At 73.8% G+C, this 18,688-nt stretch carries 15 protein-coding genes; 13 read left to right on the top strand and 2 right to left on the bottom strand.

What is annotated here, in order from left to right:
* Positions 1–8 precede the first annotated feature (8 nt).
* On the top strand, positions 9–773 hold the full coding sequence (gene hisF, locus RF640_RS11735) for an imidazole glycerol phosphate synthase subunit HisF (RefSeq protein WP_126350088.1): 765 nt from the start codon (positions 9–11) through the stop codon (positions 771–773).
* 444 nt (positions 774–1,217) lie between these two features.
* Here hisF and RF640_RS11730 read toward each other — a convergent pair whose 3' ends face one another.
* Positions 1,218–1,424, bottom strand: a complete 207-nt coding sequence (locus tag RF640_RS11730) for a hypothetical protein (protein WP_136341564.1) — start codon at positions 1,422–1,424, stop codon at positions 1,218–1,220.
* Positions 1,425–1,585: 161 nt separating this feature from the next.
* Between RF640_RS11730 and RF640_RS11725 the strand changes: the two genes are divergently transcribed.
* Positions 1,586–2,104, top strand: coding sequence for a helix-turn-helix domain-containing protein (locus RF640_RS11725; protein ID WP_219931161.1), 519 nt, complete (start codon positions 1,586–1,588; stop codon positions 2,102–2,104).
* Between the two features lie 4 nt (positions 2,105–2,108).
* Here the strand turns inward: RF640_RS11725 and RF640_RS11720 are convergent, their stop codons facing one another.
* Complete coding sequence (locus RF640_RS11720) at positions 2,109–2,615, bottom strand: hypothetical protein (RefSeq protein WP_109243818.1); 507 nt, start codon at positions 2,613–2,615, stop codon at positions 2,109–2,111.
* A 150-nt stretch (positions 2,616–2,765) separates the two neighbouring features.
* Here RF640_RS11720 and RF640_RS11715 point away from each other — a divergent pair, with 150 nt between their 5' ends.
* The 11 genes from RF640_RS11715 to RF640_RS11665 all read left to right on the top strand — a co-directional run bounded on the left by RF640_RS11715 (position 2,766) and on the right by RF640_RS11665 (position 18,574).
* Positions 2,766–3,431, top strand: a complete 666-nt coding sequence (locus RF640_RS11715; RefSeq protein WP_017833954.1) for a Pr6Pr family membrane protein — start codon at positions 2,766–2,768, stop codon at positions 3,429–3,431.
* The gene (locus tag RF640_RS11710; RefSeq protein WP_109222604.1) at positions 3,397–4,887 is read left to right on the top strand and encodes an ATP-binding protein; all 1,491 of its coding nucleotides are present in this window, start codon (positions 3,397–3,399) and stop codon (positions 4,885–4,887) included. The genes RF640_RS11715 and RF640_RS11710 overlap by 35 nt, the downstream gene beginning before the upstream one ends.
* A 78-nt stretch (positions 4,888–4,965) precedes the next feature.
* Positions 4,966–5,346 carry a phosphoribosyl-AMP cyclohydrolase gene (gene hisI, locus RF640_RS11705; protein WP_017833956.1) on the top strand — a complete coding sequence of 127 codons (381 nt, stop codon included), beginning with the start codon at positions 4,966–4,968 and terminating at the stop codon, positions 5,344–5,346.
* A 53-nt stretch (positions 5,347–5,399) separates the two neighbouring features.
* Positions 5,400–6,998: an anthranilate synthase component I gene (locus RF640_RS11700; RefSeq protein ID WP_368827922.1), complete on the top strand. Its 1,599-nt coding sequence runs from the start codon at positions 5,400–5,402 to the stop codon at positions 6,996–6,998.
* Positions 6,991–7,590 (top strand): Trp biosynthesis-associated membrane protein, encoded by a 600-nt coding sequence (locus RF640_RS11695; protein ID WP_368827921.1) that lies wholly within the window; start codon positions 6,991–6,993, stop codon positions 7,588–7,590. The genes RF640_RS11700 and RF640_RS11695 overlap by 8 nt, the downstream gene beginning before the upstream one ends.
* Before the next feature lie 195 nt (positions 7,591–7,785).
* A complete protein-coding gene (locus RF640_RS11690; RefSeq protein WP_368827919.1) occupies positions 7,786–8,043 on the top strand; it encodes an HGxxPAAW family protein in 258 nt (85 codons plus the stop codon).
* Positions 8,044–8,198: 155 nt separating this feature from the next.
* The gene (gene trpB, locus RF640_RS11685; protein WP_272027522.1) at positions 8,199–10,325 is read left to right on the top strand and encodes a tryptophan synthase subunit beta; all 2,127 of its coding nucleotides are present in this window, start codon (positions 8,199–8,201) and stop codon (positions 10,323–10,325) included.
* Positions 10,326–10,372: 47 nt separating this feature from the next.
* Positions 10,373–11,176, top strand: a complete 804-nt coding sequence (gene trpA, locus RF640_RS11680) for a tryptophan synthase subunit alpha (protein WP_052132747.1) — start codon at positions 10,373–10,375, stop codon at positions 11,174–11,176.
* Positions 11,177–11,253: 77 nt separating this feature from the next.
* The gene (lgt, locus tag RF640_RS11675) at positions 11,254–12,144 is read left to right on the top strand and encodes a prolipoprotein diacylglyceryl transferase (RefSeq protein ID WP_052132729.1); all 891 of its coding nucleotides are present in this window, start codon (positions 11,254–11,256) and stop codon (positions 12,142–12,144) included.
* A 303-nt stretch (positions 12,145–12,447) separates the two neighbouring features.
* Positions 12,448–17,118, top strand: a complete 4,671-nt coding sequence (gltB, locus tag RF640_RS11670) for a glutamate synthase large subunit (RefSeq protein WP_109222607.1) — start codon at positions 12,448–12,450, stop codon at positions 17,116–17,118.
* Complete coding sequence (locus tag RF640_RS11665) at positions 17,111–18,574, top strand: glutamate synthase subunit beta (RefSeq protein ID WP_031283259.1); 1,464 nt, start codon at positions 17,111–17,113, stop codon at positions 18,572–18,574. Before gltB ends, RF640_RS11665 begins: the two co-directional genes overlap by 8 nt.
* Positions 18,575–18,688: the final 114 nt, after the last annotated feature.

Raw genomic sequence — 18,688 nt, 5'->3', positions numbered from 1 at the left:
TGCCGCCCGTGGGCGTTGCCGTACGTGTCATCCCCTGCCTGGACGTCGACGCCGGTCGAGTCGTCAAGGGCGTGAACTTCGAGAACCTGCGCGACGCCGGTGACCCGGTGGAGCTCGCCAAGCGCTACAACGAGGCCGGTGCGGACGAGCTGACGTTCCTCGACGTCACGGCCTCCTCGGCGGCCCGGGCCACGACCTTCGACGTGGTCTCCCGCACGGCCGAGCAGGTCTTCATCCCGCTCACGGTGGGCGGCGGCGTCCGCGCGGTCGCCGACGTCGACCGGCTGCTGCGCTGCGGCGCGGACAAGGCGTCCATCAACACCGCCGCGGTCGCCCGGCCCGGCGTGATCGACGAGATCACCGGGCACTTCGGCAGCCAGGTGCTCGTCCTCTCCCTCGACGCCCGCCGCACGGGCAACACGCCCTCCGGCTTCGAGGTCACGACCCACGGGGGGCGCACGCTGACCGGTCTCGACGCCCTGGACTGGGCGCAGGAGGCCGAGGACCGCGGCGTGGGGGAGATCCTGCTCAACTCCATGGACGCGGACGGCACCCGGGCGGGCTTCGACCTGGAGATGATCCAAGCCGTGCGCGCCCGGGTGCACGTGCCCCTCATCGCCTCCGGCGGCGCGGGCGCCCCCGAGCACTTCCCGCCGGCGGTGGACGCGGGCGCGGACGCCGTGCTCGCCGCCTCGATCTTCCACTTCGGTCCCGTGCACGCGATCGCCGAGGTCAAGGACGCGCTGCGCGCGGCCGGCCACGAGGTCCGCTGAACGGCCCCGTGGTCCGGGACGGCCACCGGGCGTAGAGTCGACAGTGAGCTGACGACAGTCGCTCGACAGGCCGACCCGAAGGAGAGTCCACCGTGGGACTGAACAGCATCATCAGGAGCTTCACCGGACGTGCCGGGGGGACCGCCGGCCGTCCCGCCGGCGGACGCCGGGGCACCCGCGGAATGAACGCCGCCGGCCAGGCGGGCGCGGGCAGGAGCGGCCGCGGTCTGGGCGGCATGCTGCGCGGCCTCCTCAACCGCCGATAGCGCACCGAACCAGGAGCGGCCCCGGAACGGGGCCGCTCCTGCACGTGCCGAGGACATCCATAACCACGACCGAGCCGTCCGCCCCGGGCGAGAACTCCGGCCCCGCGGCGGACCCGGTCCGCCGGACGTCGTTCGCCACGAACGACGCCGACCGGGGCATCGCCGCCATGTCCGAGCTCTACACGGGTCTCGGCATGCGCCCACCCACCGACGCCTCGTTCGAGCTGCGCATGGCGGCGGCCTCGACGGGCCCGCTCCTGGCGCACCGGTTCCGGCTGTCCACCTCGGAGTCCTCCGGCACGGGCGACGTCTCGGGCACGTACTCGGTCGTGCACGTGCTGACCGGGCGGCTGACGGTCAGCTCCGGGAAGGAGCGCATCGGCACGACCCTGCCGTTCCTGCTGCCCCAGGGTCTGTACGGCGGCCGGTGGGACGGGCTGCTGGAGCTGAGCACCGTGGTCCTGGACGCCCGCTCGGTCGAGGCGATCGCGCGCAACCTGCTCGGCCGGCCGGACTTCGCGCTGCGCGGACACGGGCAGCACGCCCGTGTCCGCGCAGATGACGCGGTACTGGCTGGCCCAGGTCCGGCACTTCCACCGGGACCTGCTGCCCAACGCGGAGGCGCTGCGCACGCCCCTGGTGCGGGCCGAGGCGTTCCGGTCGCTGGCCGGTGCCCTGCTGCACTGCTTCCCGAACACCTTCCTGGCGCAGCCGGCGCCGTCGGAGAGCGCACGGGCGCTGCCGGCGCAGGTGCGCCGGGCGGTCGCCTTCGTCGACGAGCACCTGCACGAGGACGTCGGTCTCGCCGAGATCGCCGCGGCGGCACGGATGAGCCCCCGGGGGCTGCAGGCCGCGTTCCGCCGGGAGCTCGGGCGCACCCCCGTCGGCTACCTGCGGGAGGCCCGCCTGGACGCCGCCCAGCAGGAGCTGCTCCGGGCCGACCCGGCCGGGGGCGTGACGGTCGCGGCCGTCGCCGCCCGCTGGGGCTTCGGCCATCCCGGGCGCTTCGCGACCGCCTACCGGGCCCGGTTCGGGGAGCCGCCCGCCGCCACGCTGCGCCGCTGAGACCTCAGGCTCGGTCGCCGTCCCGGCAGGTCCCCTCCAACCAGTCCCGCACCGGGACGAGCGCCTCGTCGAGCGCCTGCCCGTCGAACCGCGCCGAGGGGTCCTCCGCCAGGTCCTCCCCGTAGGAGTCGACCAGCAGCTGCACCCGCGCGTAGTCCGCGGCCAGCGCCGGAGGAGCGGCCCCGCGCACGGCCTCGACCTCGTCCTCGACGTCCTGCACCTCCGCCACGGTCGGGCCCGCCGAGAGGCCGGCCGGCAGCAGCGCGAGCACCAGGATGTCGTCGGCGACCGCCGCGCACGCCTCCCGGCGGTCCGGATAGGCGCCCCACGTGACGTCCGTGGCGGGAGCGGTCGACGCAGCGGGGGAGGCCGGGGGCGCCGCGGCCGTGGGGGAGCCGGTCGGCGGGCCCGGGGCGCCGGGGCTCCCGCATCCGCACAGCACCGCGACGACGAGCGCGGCCACCGCCGTGCCGGGGGCGGCGCGCCGCCCCGTCGCCGCCCTGGGATGCATCGTCTCGGTCCCGCCCGCCGTCGCCGCTCTGGTCCTGCTCCCACCATAGGCGCCGCCGACCCGACCTGGCAGGGCCACGGGCGGGCGGGCACGGCCTGGGGGTGCCGGAACTCCTATCCTGGAGCCCGGAGGGCCGGGAGGAGGACGAACGTGCGAGTCGTCGTCGTCGCCGCCCGGGCCTGCGCCCTGGCCGTCGCGGTCTGGGCCCTGGTCTCGCGGGCGGACTGCGCCTTCGTGACGCGCACCTGCCTGGGGTCGAACCTGTTCAGCTACTTCACGGTCCACAGCGCCGTGCTGCTGATCCTGGCCGTGCTGCTGGCCCTCCTGCACACCGCCGCCGGGGCGCAGGAGCCGGGCTGGCTGACCGGGCTCCGGGCGATGGCCACCACCTACACCGTGGTCTCCGGGGCGGTGTTCGGGGTGCTGCTGGCCAACGCAGAGCTGTTCGGCCACCTCTTCCTCGTCCCGCTGTCCTCGCAGGTGCTGCACTTCGTGCTGCCGGTCTACGCCGTGGCCGACTTCCTGCTGTGCCCGGGCCGCCGGCGGCTGCGCTGGGCCGCCACCTGGGCGTCCACCGTGTTCCCGGCGCTGTGGGCCGTGTACACCCTGGTCCGCGGGCAGCTGGTGGGCTGGTACCCGTACTTCTTCCTCGACCCCGCCCTGGTGGGCGGCTATCGCGCGGTGGGCACCTACGCCCTCGGGCTGTCCGTGCTGATCCTCGCGGTGTCCTTCCTGACTGTCGCCGCCACCCGTCTGCCCACCGTCCCGGTAGGGTCGGCCCATGGACGACTCCTCTCCCGCCGGCCCGGTCCCTGATCCGGACGACGCCCAGCTCCTGCGCTCGGTCCGGCGCCTGGTGGACCGCCTCGCCGCCCTGCCGCCCGAGCGCGGGGACGAGCCCACGCCGCTCGGGCGGCACCTGTCCGCGGTGCTCGGCGCGGACGTGCGCACCCTGCCCGTGGTCTCGGAGGACTTCGCCCCGCACCGCCTGGCGGACGTCGACATCGCCCTCGCCGAGCTGGCGGGGGACGGGCCGGGCTCCCTCCTCGGCGTCAGCGGCGGCCGGAGCCGCGACGACCTCGGCCTCGCCGAGCTGCTCACGGCCCCGTACTCCGGGGCCGACATCGGTCCCGTCGACTACGCGACCCGGGCCACGGGCCCGGCCACCGAGCGGCAGGTCGTCGCGTTCGGCATCCGGTGCCTCACCGTGGATGGGGTGCCGGTGGCCGTGCTCCAGCGCATGCCCCGGCCCGAGTACGGCCGGTCGCAGGTGGTCCTGGAGGTGCTCGCCGCGGACCCCGCCGTCTGCGCCACGTTCCTCGCCCGGCTGCGGGCGCTGATGCTCGAGCGCAGCGTGCTGCGCGGCCAGGTGCTCTCGTTCGCCGCCACCGAGTACGGCAGCGAGGCCGGGGCCACGTTCCTGCCGCGCCCGCACGTGCCCGCCGACGAGATCGTGCTGCCCCCGGGCCTGCTGGAGCAGGTGGTGGGGCACGTCGTGGGCATCGGGGAGCACCGCGACGCGCTCCGGGCCGCGGGCCAGCACCTCAAGCGCGGGATCCTGCTCCACGGCCCGCCGGGGACCGGCAAGACCCTCACGGTCCGGCACCTGCTCTCCGTCACCCCGGGGACCACGGCGATCCTGCTGACCGGGTCGGGCCTGCACCTCATCGGGGCCGCCGCCGAGGTGGCCCGCACCTTCCAGCCGTCGATCGTGGTGCTCGAGGACGTCGACCTCGTGGCGATGGACCGGGACCTCGGGCCCGGGCCCCAGCCGGTGCTCTTCGAGGTGCTCGACGCCCTGGACGGGCTCGACGGCGACGCCGACGTCGCGTTCGTGCTCACGACCAACCGCGTGGCCGTGCTGGAGCGGGCGCTCGCCGAGCGCCCCGGGCGCGTGGACCTCGCGGTCGAGGTGCCGCTGCCGGACGCGGACGCCCGGTCCCGGCTGTTCCGGCGGTACGCGGGGGAGCAGCGGTTCTCCGCCGCCGCCCTCGACGCCGCGGCGGCGCGCGCGGAGGGGACCACCGGCTCCTTCCCGAAGGAGCTGGTCCGCCGGGCCGTCCTCGCGGCGGCGGTCCGGGGCGAGGACGCGGCGGACGCGGACCTGTCCGCCGCCCTCGACGAGCTCCTCTCCGGTCGGGAGGCGCTGACCCGCCGGCTGCTCGGCCACGCGGACACCGGGGGGTCCCCCGACGAGTACGAGGACACGGGCGAAGACACGGGCGAGGACACGGACGGGCTCCGGTGGTGCGCCCGGCCGGAGGCCCCCTGACGGCTCCGGCGCCCCCCGGCGGACGCCGGGGGGCGCCGGGGGCCGGGCCGCCCGGACAGGTCGATAGGATGGGTGGCGATGAGCGAGCAGACCCCCGACACCGGAACCGACGTCCTCGACCCCGCCGTGGCCCGGCGGCTCAAGCGCGACCCCTCGGGCCTCGTGGCCGCCGTGGTGCAGCAGCACGACACCCTCGAGGTGCTCATGCTGGGCTGGATGGACGACGAGGCCCTGCGCCGCACCCTCACGGAGGGCCGCGTGACGTTCTGGTCCCGCTCCCGCCAGGAGTACTGGCGCAAGGGCGACACGTCCGGGCACGTCCAGGCCGTGCACAGCGTGAGCCTCGACTGCGACGGCGACGCCCTCCTCGTCCGGGTCGACCAGACCGGGGCGGCCTGCCACACCGGCACCCGCAGCTGCTTCGACGGCCGCGACCTCGGCGCCGTCGCCGCCGTCTGAGCCCCGCCACCCTCATTCCTCCCGTCCGCCACCAGGAAGTCAGGTCGACACCCATGCAGGACCTGGGCAGCATCAGCCCCACGCTCGAGGAGTTCCGCGCGCTCGCCGCGGAGCGCCGCGTCATCCCCGTCCGCGTCAAGATTCTCGCGGACGCCATGACCCCGATCGGTCTCTACCGGGCCCTCGCCCTCGAGGACGGGGCGGCCCGGGCGGGCACGTTCCTCCTCGAGTCCGCCGCCGAGGGCGGCGTCTGGTCCCGCTACTCCTTCATCGGCGCCAACTCGCGGGCCACGCTCACCGCCCGGGACGGCGAGGCGCACTGGATCGGGCAGGCCCCGGCCGGCGCCCCCACCGGCGGCAACCCCGTCGAGGCGCTGCGGGACACCATGGCGCTGCTGCACACGGAGCGCTTCGAGGACGTCCCCCCGCTGACCTCCGGGCTCGTGGGCTTCGTCGGCTGGGAGGCCGTGCGCCGCTGGGAGAAGCTCCCGCACCCGCCGGAGGACGACCTGCGCATCCCCGAGCTGGCCATGAACCTGGTCTCGGACATCGCCATCCACGACAACACGGACGGCACCGTGATGCTCGCGGCCAACGCGATCAACTTCGACGACACCGACGAGCGCGTCGACGAGGCCTGGGCCGACGCCGTGGACCGGGTGCACGCGATGCTGGAGCGGCTCGCCCGGCCCCTCGGCCACGGCACGGCCTCGACGCTCACCGGCAGCGACGAGATCCGGGGGGACCTGGAGTCCAAGGTCGACCAGAGCTGGGACCGCACCCTGTTCATGAACTCCATCGTGGAGGGCAAGAAGGCCATCGTGGACGGGGACATCTTCCAGGTGGTCGTCTCCCGGCGCTTCGAGACCGGGTGCACGGCCGACTCCCTCGACGTCTACCGCATGCTGCGCGCCATCAACCCCAGCCCGTACATGTACCTGTACAGCTTCGAGGACGCCGGCGGCCGTCCCTTCTCGATCGTCGGCTCTTCCCCGGAGGCGCTCGTGACCGTCACGGGGGACCAGGCGGTGACCCACCCCATCGCCGGGTCCCGCCCGCGCGGGCGCACGGTCGAGGAGGACCTCGCGCTGGAGCGGGACCTGCTCCAGGACGAGAAGGAGCGCTCCGAGCACCTCATGCTCGTGGACCTCGCGCGCAATGACATCTCCAAGATCGCCGTCCCGGGCTCGGTGGAGGTCACGGAGTTCATGGAGGTGGAGCGCTTCAGCCACATCATGCACCTGTGCTCCAACGTCGTCGGCCGGATGCGCCCGGACGCCACCGCCTACGACGTGCTCGCCGCGACGTTCCCCGCCGGCACCCTCTCCGGGGCGCCCAAGCCCCGGGCCCTGCGCCTGCTCGACGAGTACGAGCCCCTGCGCCGCGCCGTCTACGGCGGCGTGGTCGGCTACCTCGACTTCGCGGGGGACATGGACATGGCCATCGCCATCCGCACGGCCCTGCTCGTCGACGGCAAGGCGTACGTCCAGGCCGGCGGCGGGATCGTCGCGGACTCCGACCCCGAGACCGAGGCCCTCGAGTCCCTCAACAAGGCCACCGCACCGCTGCGGGCGGTGCTGCTCGCCGAGCGGCTGCACGCCCTGGACCTCGACCGGGTGGCCGTGCCGGAGACGGGCGCCGGGCGTGCCTGAGGCCCGCGGCTCCCGGCGGGCGGCGCTGTCCCGGCGGTCCACGGTGGTGCTCGCCACCCTGGTCGCCGCCCTGGCCGTGTTCGCCTGCTCGGCCGCCACCTGGGTCTCCGCCACGGTGCAGACCACGCTCGAGCCCGTGACCGTGGACGTCGCCGGGTCCGACGCCGCGCCGGCCGTCACCGCCCTCGGGCTCGTCGCGGCCGCCGGTGCCCTCACCACGGCGATCTCCGGCCGGGTGCTGCGCACCGTGGTGTCCGTGGTGGTCGTGCTCGCCGGCCTCGGCGCACTGGCCGCGTCCGTGGCCGTGCTGGCCGATCCGGCCGGGGCCGCGCAGACCGCCGTGGGCGAGGCCACCGGCATGATCAACGCCGGCGGCGACTTCGCCGTCACCGCCTGGCCCCCGCTCGCGGCGGCCGCCTCGGCGCTCGTGGCGCTGTGCGGCGCCTGGGCCCTCGTGGCCGGCCGCACCTGGACCGCGGCCCGGCGCTACGAGCGCTCCGGGGCGGACGGGCCCCCGGCCGGGACGGCCCGCTCCGGCGACGAGATCGACTCGTGGGACGCCCTCACCGAGGGCCACGACCCCACCGCCTGAGCACCCTGCCCGCCCCGGGGCCCGGGCCCGCCGCGGCGGGGCAGCGGGCGCCCCGGGGCCCCGTGGGGCGTGCGCGGGCGCGGGCCGAGGGGTGGCACAATGGGACGGGACAGACTGTCAGCAACCGCCGCGCCCCGCCGGGGCCGTGCGCGCGGAGCCGGCCGGCTCCGGCAGGGAAATCGGGAGTGCAACAACATGGCAAACGGAAACGAGATCGTCCTCGACCACACCGGCTTCGTGGGGCACGGCAACACGCTGGCCGCGTGGGTGACCGTCGGCATCATGTCGGTGGGCGTCATCGTGGGCGTGGTGGGCTTCACGGTGGGCAGCACCGCCCTGCTGATCGCGGGCATCGTGCTGGTCGTCGTCGGGCTCGTCGCCGGCGCCGTGCTGAGCAGGATGGGCCACGGCAGCGGCTCCGAGCAGCGCAAGCACGAGGCCCGCCAGCACTAGGGCTGAGACCGGGGCCGGCGCGGGCCGGCCCCGGGAGCGCGGCACGCGCACGGGCCGACCGGTCCCCGGAAGGGACCGGTCGCCGTCCCCGCCCGGTCCGGGCGCGGCCCACGAACGCACCAGCGCGGCCAGCGCCGCCGAGAGGACAGGAAACCATGTCGCAACAGAGCACCGGGACGGTCCTGGACGCCATCATCGAGGGCGTCCGGGCGGATCTCGCGGAGCGCCGGGAGCACGTCGGCCTCGACGAGCTCCGCCGGGCCGCCGCACAGCGGCCGCCGGCCCTGGACGCCGAGTCGGCGCTCCGGGGACCCAGCACGGACGCCGTGCAGGTCATCGCCGAGGTCAAGCGCTCGAGCCCCTCCAAGGGCGCGCTGGCCCCGATCGAGGACCCGGCGCGCCTGGCCGCGGCCTACGAGCACGGCGGGGCCTCGGTGATCTCCGTGCTGACGGAGCAGCGACGCTTCAACGGCTCCCTGGCGGACCTCGACGCCGTGCGCGCGGCGGTGGGGGTGCCCGTGCTGCGCAAGGACTTCACGGTCGACGAGTACCAGATCTGGGAGGCGCGCGCCCACGGGGCCGACCTCGTCCTGCTGATCGTCGCCGCCCTCTCCGACGACGAGCTGCGCCGCTTCCTCGCGCTGACCCACGAGCTGGGCATGCACGCCCTGGTGGAGACGCACACGCCCGAGGAGATCGAGCGGGCGGTCGCCGTGGGCGCCCGCATCGTGGGCGTCAACGTCCGCAACCTCAAGACCCTCGACACCGACGTCGAGACCTTCGGCCGGCTCGCCGGCCTCCTGCCCCAGGACGCGGTGATCGTGGCCGAGTCCGGCGTCGAGGGCGAGGAGCAGATCGCCCTCTACGCCTCGCACGGTGCCAAGGCCGTCCTGGTCGGCGAGGCCCTCGTGCGCAGCGCCGAGCCCGCGTCCACCATCGCGGCCTTCCGCGCGGCCGGTGCCGCCGCGCGCGCCCGGCGGCACGTCCCCGAGGCCGAGGCGGACGCCGTCGCCGCGGAGGCCGCCTCCCTGCGCGAGGCCCCCGGACCGTACTTCGGGGACTTCGGGGGCCGGTGGATGCCCGAGTCCCTCATCGCCGCCCTCGACGAGCTCACGGACGTGTTCGAGAAGGCGAAGGCCGACCCGGAGTTCACCGCGGAGTTCCAGCGGCTCTCCCGCGACTACTCGAACCGGCCCTCCCTGCTCACCGAGGCCCAGCGCTTCGCCGCCGAGGCCGGGTGCCGGATCTTCCTCAAGCGGGAGGACCTCAACCACACCGGCTCGCACAAGATCAACAACGTGCTCGGCCAGGCCCTGCTGGCGCGCCGGATGGGCAAGACCCGGCTGATCGCCGAGACCGGTGCCGGCCAGCACGGCGTGGCCTCGGCCACCGCCGCCGCCCTGTTCGGCATGGAGTGCGTGGTCTACATGGGCGAGGAGGACACCCGGCGCCAGGCCCTCAACGTCGCGCGCATGGAGCTGCTGGGCGCCACCGTGGTGCCCGTGACCAACGGCTCCCGCACGCTCAAGGACGCGATCAACGAGGCCCTGCGGGACTGGGTCGCCTCCGTCGAGCACACCCACTACCTGCTGGGCACCGCGGCGGGGCCGTACCCGTTCCCCGCGATGGTCCGCTACTTCCACGAGCAGATCGGCGAGGAGACCCGCGAGCAGATCCTGGCCCAGGCCGGGCGCCTCCCGGACGCCGTCGCGGCCTGCGTGGGCGGCGGGTCCAACGCGATCGGCATCTTCCACGGCTTCCTGGACGACCCCTCGGTGGAGCTCTACGGCCTCGAGGCCGGCGGGGACGGCGTGGAGTCCGGACGCCACGCCGCCACGATCTCGCTGGGCCGTCCCGGGGTGCTGCACGGCGCCCGGACCTACCTCATGCAGGACGAGGACGGGCAGACGCTCGAGTCCCACTCGATCTCCGCGGGCCTGGACTACCCGGCCGTGGGCCCCGAGCACTCCTACCTGCACGACATCGGGCGGGCGCGCTACGAGGCGATCACCGACGTGGAGGCGATGGAGTCCTTCCGGCTCCTGTGCCGCACCGAGGGCATCATCCCCGCCATCGAGACCTCCCACGCCCTGGCCGGCGCGCTGAAGATCGGCCGGCGCTGGGTGGAGGAGCTCGGGCCGGAGGCGGCCGCGGAGAAGATCATCGTGGTCTCCCTCTCCGGGCGGGGCGACAAGGACGTGGCGACCGCCGCGGAATGGTTCGGGATGCTCCCGGACGACAGCGCCGAGGCCGAGCTCGGCGAGAAGGGCGAGCGACTGTGAGCACCACCCGACACGAGACCCCCGGGGCGGACCTCGCCTCCCGCCTCCTGCCGCCGGGCCTGAGCGCCGACCCCGGCTCGCGGCTCGCCGCGCGCATCGCCGAGTGCCGGGACCAGGGCCGGCCGGCCCTCGTCGGCTACCTCCCCGCCGGCTTCCCGACCGTCGACGAGTCCATCGAGGCGGCCGTGGCCCTGGGCACCAACGGCGCCGACGTCATCGAGATCGGCATCCCGTACTCGGACCCCGTCATGGACGGGCCGGTGATCCAGCACGCGACCACCACGGCCCTCGCCAACGGCTTCCGGGTGGCCGACGTGTTCCGCGTGGTCCGTGCCGTGGCCGAGCGCACCGACGCGGTGCCCGTGGTGATGACCTACTGGAACCCCGTCCTGCAGATGGGCGTCGACACGTTCGCCCGCCGGCTCGCCGAGGCCGGGGGAGCGGGGATGATCACCCCCGACCTGATCCCCGACGAGGCCCGGGAGTGGTTCGCCGCGTCCCAGGCCCACGGCCTGGACCGGATCTTCCTGGTGGCGCCCTCCTCCTCGCGGGAGCGGCTCGACCTGGTGGTCAAGGCCGCGAGCGGCTTCGTCTACGCGGTCTCCGTGATGGGCGTCACCGGCGCCCGGGACGCCGTCTCCGACGTCGCCGAGAAGCTCGTGGCGGACACCCGCGCCGCCGGGGCCCAGCACGTGTGCGTGGGGCTGGGCGTCTCCCGCCGGGAGCACGTCGAGGAGATCGGGGCCTACGCGGACGGCGTCATCGTGGGCACCGCCCTCGTGCAGGCGCTGGCCGACGGCGGCCCCGAGGCCGTGGGCGCGCTGGCCCGGGAACTGGCCGGGCGCGCCTGATAGCGTGACGTGGCGCCCCGCCCTCCTCCGGGCGGGGCCGCCCGTCCCGACGACCCCACGAGCCGAGGCCCCACCGCATGCTGCTGAGCGCCGTTCCCCCCGTGCCCGCCCTGATGAGCGCCCCGCTCCGGCAGGGCATCCCCTCCCCGGACTGGTCCGGCTTCTCGCTCGGCCCGCTGACCGTGCACGCCTACGCGCTGTGCATCCTCGCGGGCATCGCGGCGGCGCTGTGGCTGACCACGCGCCGCTGGGCGGCCCGGGGGCTGGACCCGGAGATCGTGTGGGACATCGTGATGTGGGCCGTTCCCGCCGGGATCGTGGGCGCCCGCGTCTACCACGTGCTCATCACCGACCCGGCCGGCTACTTCGGCCCGGGCGCCGACCCCGTCGACGCGCTGCGGATCTGGGAGGGCGGTCTCGGGATCATGGGGGCCGTGGCCTTCGGCGCGGCGGCCGCGTGGTGGGTGTGCCGCCGCAACAACGTCTCCCTGGCCGTCTTCGCCGACGCCGCGGCACCCGGCCTGCTCCTCGCGCAGGCGATCGGGCGCTGGGGCAACTGGTTCAACCAGGAGCTCTTCGGCCGGCCCACCACCCTGCCGTGGGGCCTCGAGATCGACCCCGGCAGCCCGAACTTCCCGGCCGGGCTGCCGGCCGACACGCTCTTCCACCCCACGTTCCTCTACGAGTCCCTGTGGAACCTGCTCGGCGTGGTGCTCCTGCTGGCCCTGGACCGGCGGTTCCGCCTGGACGGCGGCCGCCTCTTCGCGCTCTACCTGGTCCACTACGGCCTGGGCCGGATGCTCATCGAGCTGTTCCTGCGGATCGACCCGTCCCTCATGGTGCTGGGCCTGCGCGTGCACGTGTGGACCGCCCTGGGGCTCGTGCTGCTCGGGCTGGCCCTCTTCGCGGCGGCGGTGCTCCGCCGCCGCAGGGCCCGCGGCGCCGCGGTGGAGTCCTCGCGCGCCTGATACCGCACCGGGGGCCGCACCGGGGCTCCTGGCCGGAGAGTTTTCAGAGCTGTAACATCTGAGTGCTAGATTTTTCCAGCGCCTGACCGGCGGACGGGTGAACCACGTCCACCGCTCCGGTGCACGCCACGATCGTCCATCGTCGGACATTCCTGGAACGGGGCCCTTCCGCCGCCCGGCACCTCTTCGACCACTGCTCGAGGACGTCGGCGGCAGCTCACGATCCGGCGGCACCTCCCGACCGGAGCTCTGCCGCGGGGGCCGCTCCTGTTGACCGCATCCCATGGTGAGGAGACGTCAGTCATGACCTCTACCCCGGCCGGCACCCCCGGTGACACTTCCGCCCAGGGCGGCACGGACCCGCGTCCGGCCGATCCCGCCGAGACCGCGCAGGAGCAGCCGGAGTCCCCGTTCGAGCAGTTCTCCAACGCGCCCGAGGAGCAGGGCCTCTACCACCCGGACGAGGAGAAGGACGCGTGCGGCCTCGCCGTGGTCGCGACCCTCAACGGCGCCCCGAGCCACGAGATCGTCGACGCGGCGCTGACGGCACTGCGCAACCTGGAGCACCGCGGCGCCGTGGGCGGCGACGAGGGCACCGGTGACGGCGCCGGGCTGCTGACCCAGCTGCCGGACGCGTTCTTCCGCGCCGTGCTGGACTTCGAGCTGCCGCCCCTGGGCGGCTACGCCGTGGGCACCGCGTTCCTCCCGCACGGCGGAGAGAACGCGGAGCGGATCCAGGGCGCCCTCGAGGAGCTCGCGCGCTCCGAGGATTTGCAGGTCCTCGGCTGGCGGCCCGTCCCGATCGCCGAGTCCGTGGTGGGCCGGTCCGCGCGGGAGGTCATGCCCTACTTCGTGCAGCTGTTCGTGGCCGAGACCACGCCGGCCCCCGAGGACGAGGCCGCCCGGCGGCGCCTGGACCAGAAGGCGTTCCGGCTGCGCAAGCGCGCCCAGAACCGGTCCGGCGTCTACTTCCCCTCGCTGTCCTCGCGCACGATCGTCTACAAGGGCATGCTGACCACCCAGCAGCTCGAGCCCTTCTACCCGGACCTGTCCGACGAGCGGTTCACCACCGAGCTCGCGATCGTGCACTCCCGGTTCTCCACCAACACCTTCCCCTCGTGGCCGCTGGCCCAGCCCATGCGCACGCTCGCGCACAACGGCGAGATCAACACCGTCAAGGGCAACCGGAACTGGATGCGCGCCCGCCAGTCGCAGCTGAAGTCCCCGCTGCTGGGCCGCAACCCCGAGGAGCTGTTCCCGATCTGCTCGGAGGGCGCCTCCGACTCGCAGTCCCTGGACGAGGTCGCCGAGCTGCTCGTGCTCTCCGGCCGGCCGGTCACCCAGGCCATGATGATGATGATCCCGGAGGCCTGGGAGAACCACGAGACCATGGACCCCGCCCGCAAGGCGTTCTACCGCTACCACGCCTCCTTCATGGAGCCGTGGGACGGGCCCGCCGCGGTGGCCTTCACCGACGGCGTGCAGGTCGGGTCCCTGCTGGACCGCAACGGGCTGCGCCCCGGCCGGTTCTGGGTCACGGACGACGGCCTGGTCGTCTTCGCCTCGGAGGTCGGCGTCGTCGACGTCGGGGACCGCAAGATCGTGCGCAAGGGCCGCGTGTCCCCGGGCACGATGTTCCTCGTGGACACCGCGCAGGGCCGGATCGTCGAGGACGCCGAGATCAAGGCCCAGATCGCCTCCGCCGCCCCGTGGGAGGAGTGGGCCGACAGCAACATCGTCGACATCACGGACCTCCCCGAGCGCGAGCACATGATCCACCCGCGCTCCTCCATCACCCTGCGCCAGAAGACCTTCGGGTACACGCAGGAGGAGCTGAAGATGATCGTCGGGCCCATGGCGGCCAAGGGCGCCGAGCCCATCTACGCGATGGGCACCGACACCCCGATCGCCGTGCTCTCCGAGAAGTCCCGCACCCTGTTCGACTACTTCGTGCAGTCCTTCGCCCAGGTCACCAACCCCCCGCTGGACGCCATCCGCGAGGAGCTCGTCACGAGCCTGCGCGGCTCCGTGGGCCCCTCCGGCAACCTGCTGACCACCGAGCGGGTCCGCACCCGCCAGGTCGCGGTGGACTTCCCGGTCATCGACAACGACCAGCTCGACCAGTTCCTGCACCTCGAGGGCGAGGACGGGATGCCCGCGGCCCTCAAGGTCCGGGGCCTGTACCGCCCCGACGGCGGCGCGGAGTCCCTGCGCGCCCGGATCGCGGAGATCTGCGAGAAGGTCTCCGCGGCGGTGGCCCGCGGCGTCGAGTACGTGATCGTCTCCGACCGCGACTCCAACGGCGCGTGGGCCCCGATCCCGTCGCTGCTGCTCACCTCGGCCGTGCACCACCACCTCCTGCGCTCCGCGACCCGCACCAAGGTGGCGCTGGTCGTGGAGGCCGGCGACGTGCGCGAGGTCCACCACGTGGCGCTGCTCATCGGCTACGGCGCGTCCGCGGTGAACCCCTACCTGGCGATGGAGTCCGCGGAGGAGCTGGTCCGCTCGGGCGACCTCACCGGGATCACCACCGAGCACGCGGTGCACAACCTGATCAAGGCCCTGGGCAAGGGCGTGCAGAAGATCATGTCCAAGATGGGCATCTCCACGGTCTCCTCCTACTGCGGCGCCCAGGTCTTCGAGGCCCTCGGCCTGTCGCGGGAGCTCGTGGACGACTACTTCACCGGCACCCACACCCAGATCGGCGGCATCGGCCTCGACGTGATCGCGGAGGAGACGGCCTCCCGCCACCGCCGGGCGTACCCGGCGGACGGCGTGACCGAGCCCCACCGGGACCTCGAGACCGGCGGCGAGTACGACTGGCGCCGGGACGGCCCGCCGCACCTGTTCAACCCCCAGACCGTCTTCCGGCTGCAGCACGCCACCCGCACCGGCCGCTACGACATCTTCAAGTCCTACACGAAGCTCGTGGACGACCAGACGAAGAAGCTGCTGACCCTGCGCGGGCTGCTGGGCTTCACCGCGGACCGCAAGCCGGTGCCGCTCGAGGAGGTCGAGCCCGTCAGCTCGATCGTCAAGCGCTTCCAGACCGGGGCGATGAGCTACGGCTCCATCTCCCAGGAGGCGCACGAGACCCTGGCGATCGCGATGAACCGGCTCGGCGCGAAGTCCAACACCGGTGAGGGCGGCGAGGACGTCGACCGGCTGCTCGACCCGCAGCGGCGCTCGGCGATCAAGCAGGTGGCCTCCGGCCGGTTCGGCGTCACGAGCCTGTACCTGACCAACGCCGACGACATCCAGATCAAGATGGCCCAGGGCGCGAAGCCCGGCGAGGGCGGCCAGCTCATGGCCCAGAAGCTGTACCCGTGGATCGCCCGCACGCGCCACTCCACCCCGGGCGTGTCCCTGATCTCGCCGCCGCCGCACCACGACATCTACTCGATCGAGGACCTGGCGCAGCTGATCTACGACCTCAAGCGCTCCAACCCGCAGGCCCGGGTGCACGTCAAGCTGGTCTCCGAGATCGGCATCGGCACCGTGGCCTCGGGCGTCACCAAGGCCAAGGCGGACGTGGTGCTCGTCTCCGGGCACGACGGCGGCACGGGCGCGGCCCCGCTGAACTCCCTCAAGCACGCCGGCGCCCCCTGGGAGCTCGGCCTCGCCGAGACCCAGCAGACGCTGATGCTCAACGGACTGCGGGACCGCGTGGTCGTCCAGGCGGACGGGCAGATGAAGACCGGCCGGGACGTGATCGTCGCCGCGCTGCTCGGCGCGGAGGAGTTCGGCTTCGCCACGGCGCCGCTGATCGTCGAGGGCTGCATCATGATGCGCAAGTGCCACCTGGACACCTGCCCGGTGGGCGTGGCCACCCAGAACCCGGAGCTGCGCAAGCGGTTCACGGGGCGGGCCGAGCACGTGGTGAACTTCTTCGAGTTCATCGCCGAGGAGGTCCGGGAGTACCTGGCCCAGCTCGGGTTCCGCTCGATCGAGGAGGCCGTCGGGCACGCCGAGGTCCTCGAGACCAAGGACGCCATCGACCACTGGAAGGCGCACGGGCTGGACCTCTCGCCGATCCTGCACTCCACGGTGCTCGAGCACCGGGGCGCGGCGGTGCGCAACATGCGCGGCCAGGACCACGAGCTGGAGAAGCACTTCGACAACGAGCTGATCCGGCTCTCCCGGGCCGCCCTGGAGAAGCGCGAGCCCGTGCGGATCCAGCAGCACATCATCAACACGGACCGCGCGGTCGGCACGATGCTCGGCCACGTGGTGACGCGGACGTTCGGCACGGACGTCCTCGCCCACGACACCATCGACGTGACGCTCACGGGCCAGGCCGGCCAGTCCCTCGGCGCGTTCCTCCCGCAGGGCATCACCCTGCGGCTCGAGGGCGACGCCAACGACTACAGCGGCAAGGGCCTGTCCGGGGGGCGGATCATCGTGCGTCCCGAGCGGGACGCGGTGTTCGAGGCCTCCGAGAACGTCATCGCGGGCAACGTGATCGGCTACGGCGCCACGAGCGGGGAGATCTTCCTGCGCGGCACCGTGGGCGAGCGGTTCCTGGTGCGCAACTCGGGCGCCACCGCGGTGGTCGAGGGCATCGGCGACCACGGCTGCGAGTACATGACCGGCGGCACCGCCCTGGTGCTCGGCCGCACCGGGCGCAACTTCGGCGCCGGCATGTCCGGCGGCGTGGCCTACGTCATCGACCTCGCCGAGACCTCGGTCAACAAGCAGGCGCGCGACGGCGGCGAGCTGCAGCTGCTGCCCCTGGACGAGGCGGACGCCGAAGTCGTGCTGGCGCTCATCACGAAGCACGCCGAGGAGACGGGCTCCGAGCTCGCGGACCGGCTCCTGGCCGACCCCGTGGCCACGCTCGGGCGTTTCACCAAGGTCCTGCCGCGGGAGTACGCCGCCGTGCAGGGCATCCGCGAAGAGGCCCGGACCCAGGGGCAGGACCCCGACGGCGACGAGGCCTGGCACAAGATCCTGGAGGTGACGACCCGTGGCTGATCCGCGCGGTTTCATGAAGGTGACCGAGCGCGTCGACCGCCCCAAGCGGCCGGTGCCCGTCCGGATCATGGACTGGAAGGAGGTCCAGGAGGCCCAGGACCGGGGGGTCCTGCAGAAGCAGGCCGGCCGGTGCATGGACTGCGGGATCCCCTTCTGCCACGAGGGCTGCCCCCTCGGCAACCTGATCCCCGAGTGGAACGACCTCGTGTGGCGGGGCCTCGACGCCGAGGCGGTCGAGCGCATGCACGCCACCAACAACTTCCCGGAGTTCACCGGGCGGGTCTGCCCGGCCCCGTGCGAGTCCTCGTGCGTGCTCGGCATCAACCAGCCGGCGGTGACCATCAAGCAGATCGAGTACTCGATCGGGGAGATGGGCTTCGACGAGGGCATCGTCAAGCCGTACGTGCCCCAGCGCCTGGTCGGCAAGACCGTGGCGGTCGTGGGCTCCGGGCCCGGCGGCCTCGCGGTCGCCCAGCAGCTGACCCAGGCCGGGTTCACGGTGGCGGTCTACGAGCGCGACGACCGCATCGGCGGGCTGCTGCGCTACGGCATCCCCGACTTCAAGATGGAGAAGGAGGTCCTCGACCGGCGCCTCGACGTGATGCGCGCCGAGGGCACCCGCTTCCGCCCCGGGGTGGAGATCGGCAAGGACATCACCTGGGACCAGCTCAAGCGCCGCTACGACGCCGTGGTGGTCGCCACCGGCGCCACCCGGCCGCGGGACCTCGAGATCCCGGGCCGGGACCTGGACGGCGTCCACTTCGCGATGGACTACCTGGTGCAGGGCAACCGCGTGGTGGCCGGCGACGAGGTCGAGGACCAGATCTCCGCGGCGGGCAAGCACGTCATCGTCCTGGGCGGCGGCGACACCGGCTCGGACTGCATCGGCACCGCCAACCGCCAGGGCGCGGCGTCGATCACGTCCCTGGCGATCGGGCGCAAGCCCGCCGCGGACCGCTCCGACGCCGACCCGTGGCCCATGATGCCCAAGGTCTTCGAGGTCTCGACCTCCCACGAGGAGGGCGGCGACCGCACCTACATGGCCTCCACCGTGGAGTTCGTGGGGGAGGGCGGCAGGCTCACCGGCCTGAAGGTCGCCGAGACCGAGTACCTGCCCGACGGCCGGCGCGCCCCCAAGGGCGGCACCGAGCGGGTGATCCCGGCGGACCTCGTCTTCCTGGCCCTGGGCTTCACCGGCAACGAGTCCGAGGACATCACCGAGCAGATCGGCGCCGAGCTGGACGGCCGGACCAACCTGGCCCGGGACGACCGGTACATGACCAGCGTGGACGGCGTCTTCGCGTGCGGCGACGCCGGCCGCGGCCAGTCCCTCGTCGTCTGGGCGATCGCCGAGGGCCGCGCCTGCGCGGCCGCCGTCGAACGGTTCCTCATGGGCTCGACCCGTCTGCCCGAGCCCGTGGCCCCGACCGACCGGGCCATCGACCTCACCCTGTAGGACGGCACCGGGCCCCACGGTCCCGCGGCGCGGGCCGCCCCCTTCCGAGAGGGAGGGGGCGGCCCGCGCCGTCGCACGTCCGGGGCGGGCCGACGGGCCGGGCGCCTCGACACC

The organism is Kocuria sp. CPCC 205231, from assembly GCF_040980965.1.
In the GTDB taxonomy this organism is placed as follows: domain Bacteria; phylum Actinomycetota; class Actinomycetes; order Actinomycetales; family Micrococcaceae; genus Kocuria; species Kocuria rosea.
The sequence above is the reverse complement of the archived record's forward strand: the minus strand, read 5'-3'. Positions and strand labels throughout refer to the sequence as shown.

Excerpts from the sequence above, each read along its gene's own strand:
- RF640_RS11720 (WP_109243818.1), bottom strand. The coding sequence starts at position 2,615 with ATGCATCCCAGGGCGGCGACGGGGCGGCGCGCCGCCCCCGGCACGGCG.
- gltB (WP_109222607.1), top strand. The coding sequence starts at position 12,448 with ATGACCTCTACCCCGGCCGGCACCCCCGGTGACACTTCCGCCCAGGGC.
- RF640_RS11690 (WP_368827919.1), top strand. The coding sequence starts at position 7,786 with ATGGCAAACGGAAACGAGATCGTCCTCGACCACACCGGCTTCGTGGGG.
- hisI (WP_017833956.1), top strand. The coding sequence starts at position 4,966 with ATGAGCGAGCAGACCCCCGACACCGGAACCGACGTCCTCGACCCCGCC.
- RF640_RS11710 (WP_109222604.1), top strand. The coding sequence starts at position 3,397 with ATGGACGACTCCTCTCCCGCCGGCCCGGTCCCTGATCCGGACGACGCC.
- lgt (WP_052132729.1), top strand. The coding sequence starts at position 11,254 with ATGCTGCTGAGCGCCGTTCCCCCCGTGCCCGCCCTGATGAGCGCCCCG.
- RF640_RS11700 (WP_368827922.1), top strand. The coding sequence starts at position 5,400 with ATGCAGGACCTGGGCAGCATCAGCCCCACGCTCGAGGAGTTCCGCGCG.
- trpB (WP_272027522.1), top strand. The coding sequence starts at position 8,199 with ATGTCGCAACAGAGCACCGGGACGGTCCTGGACGCCATCATCGAGGGC.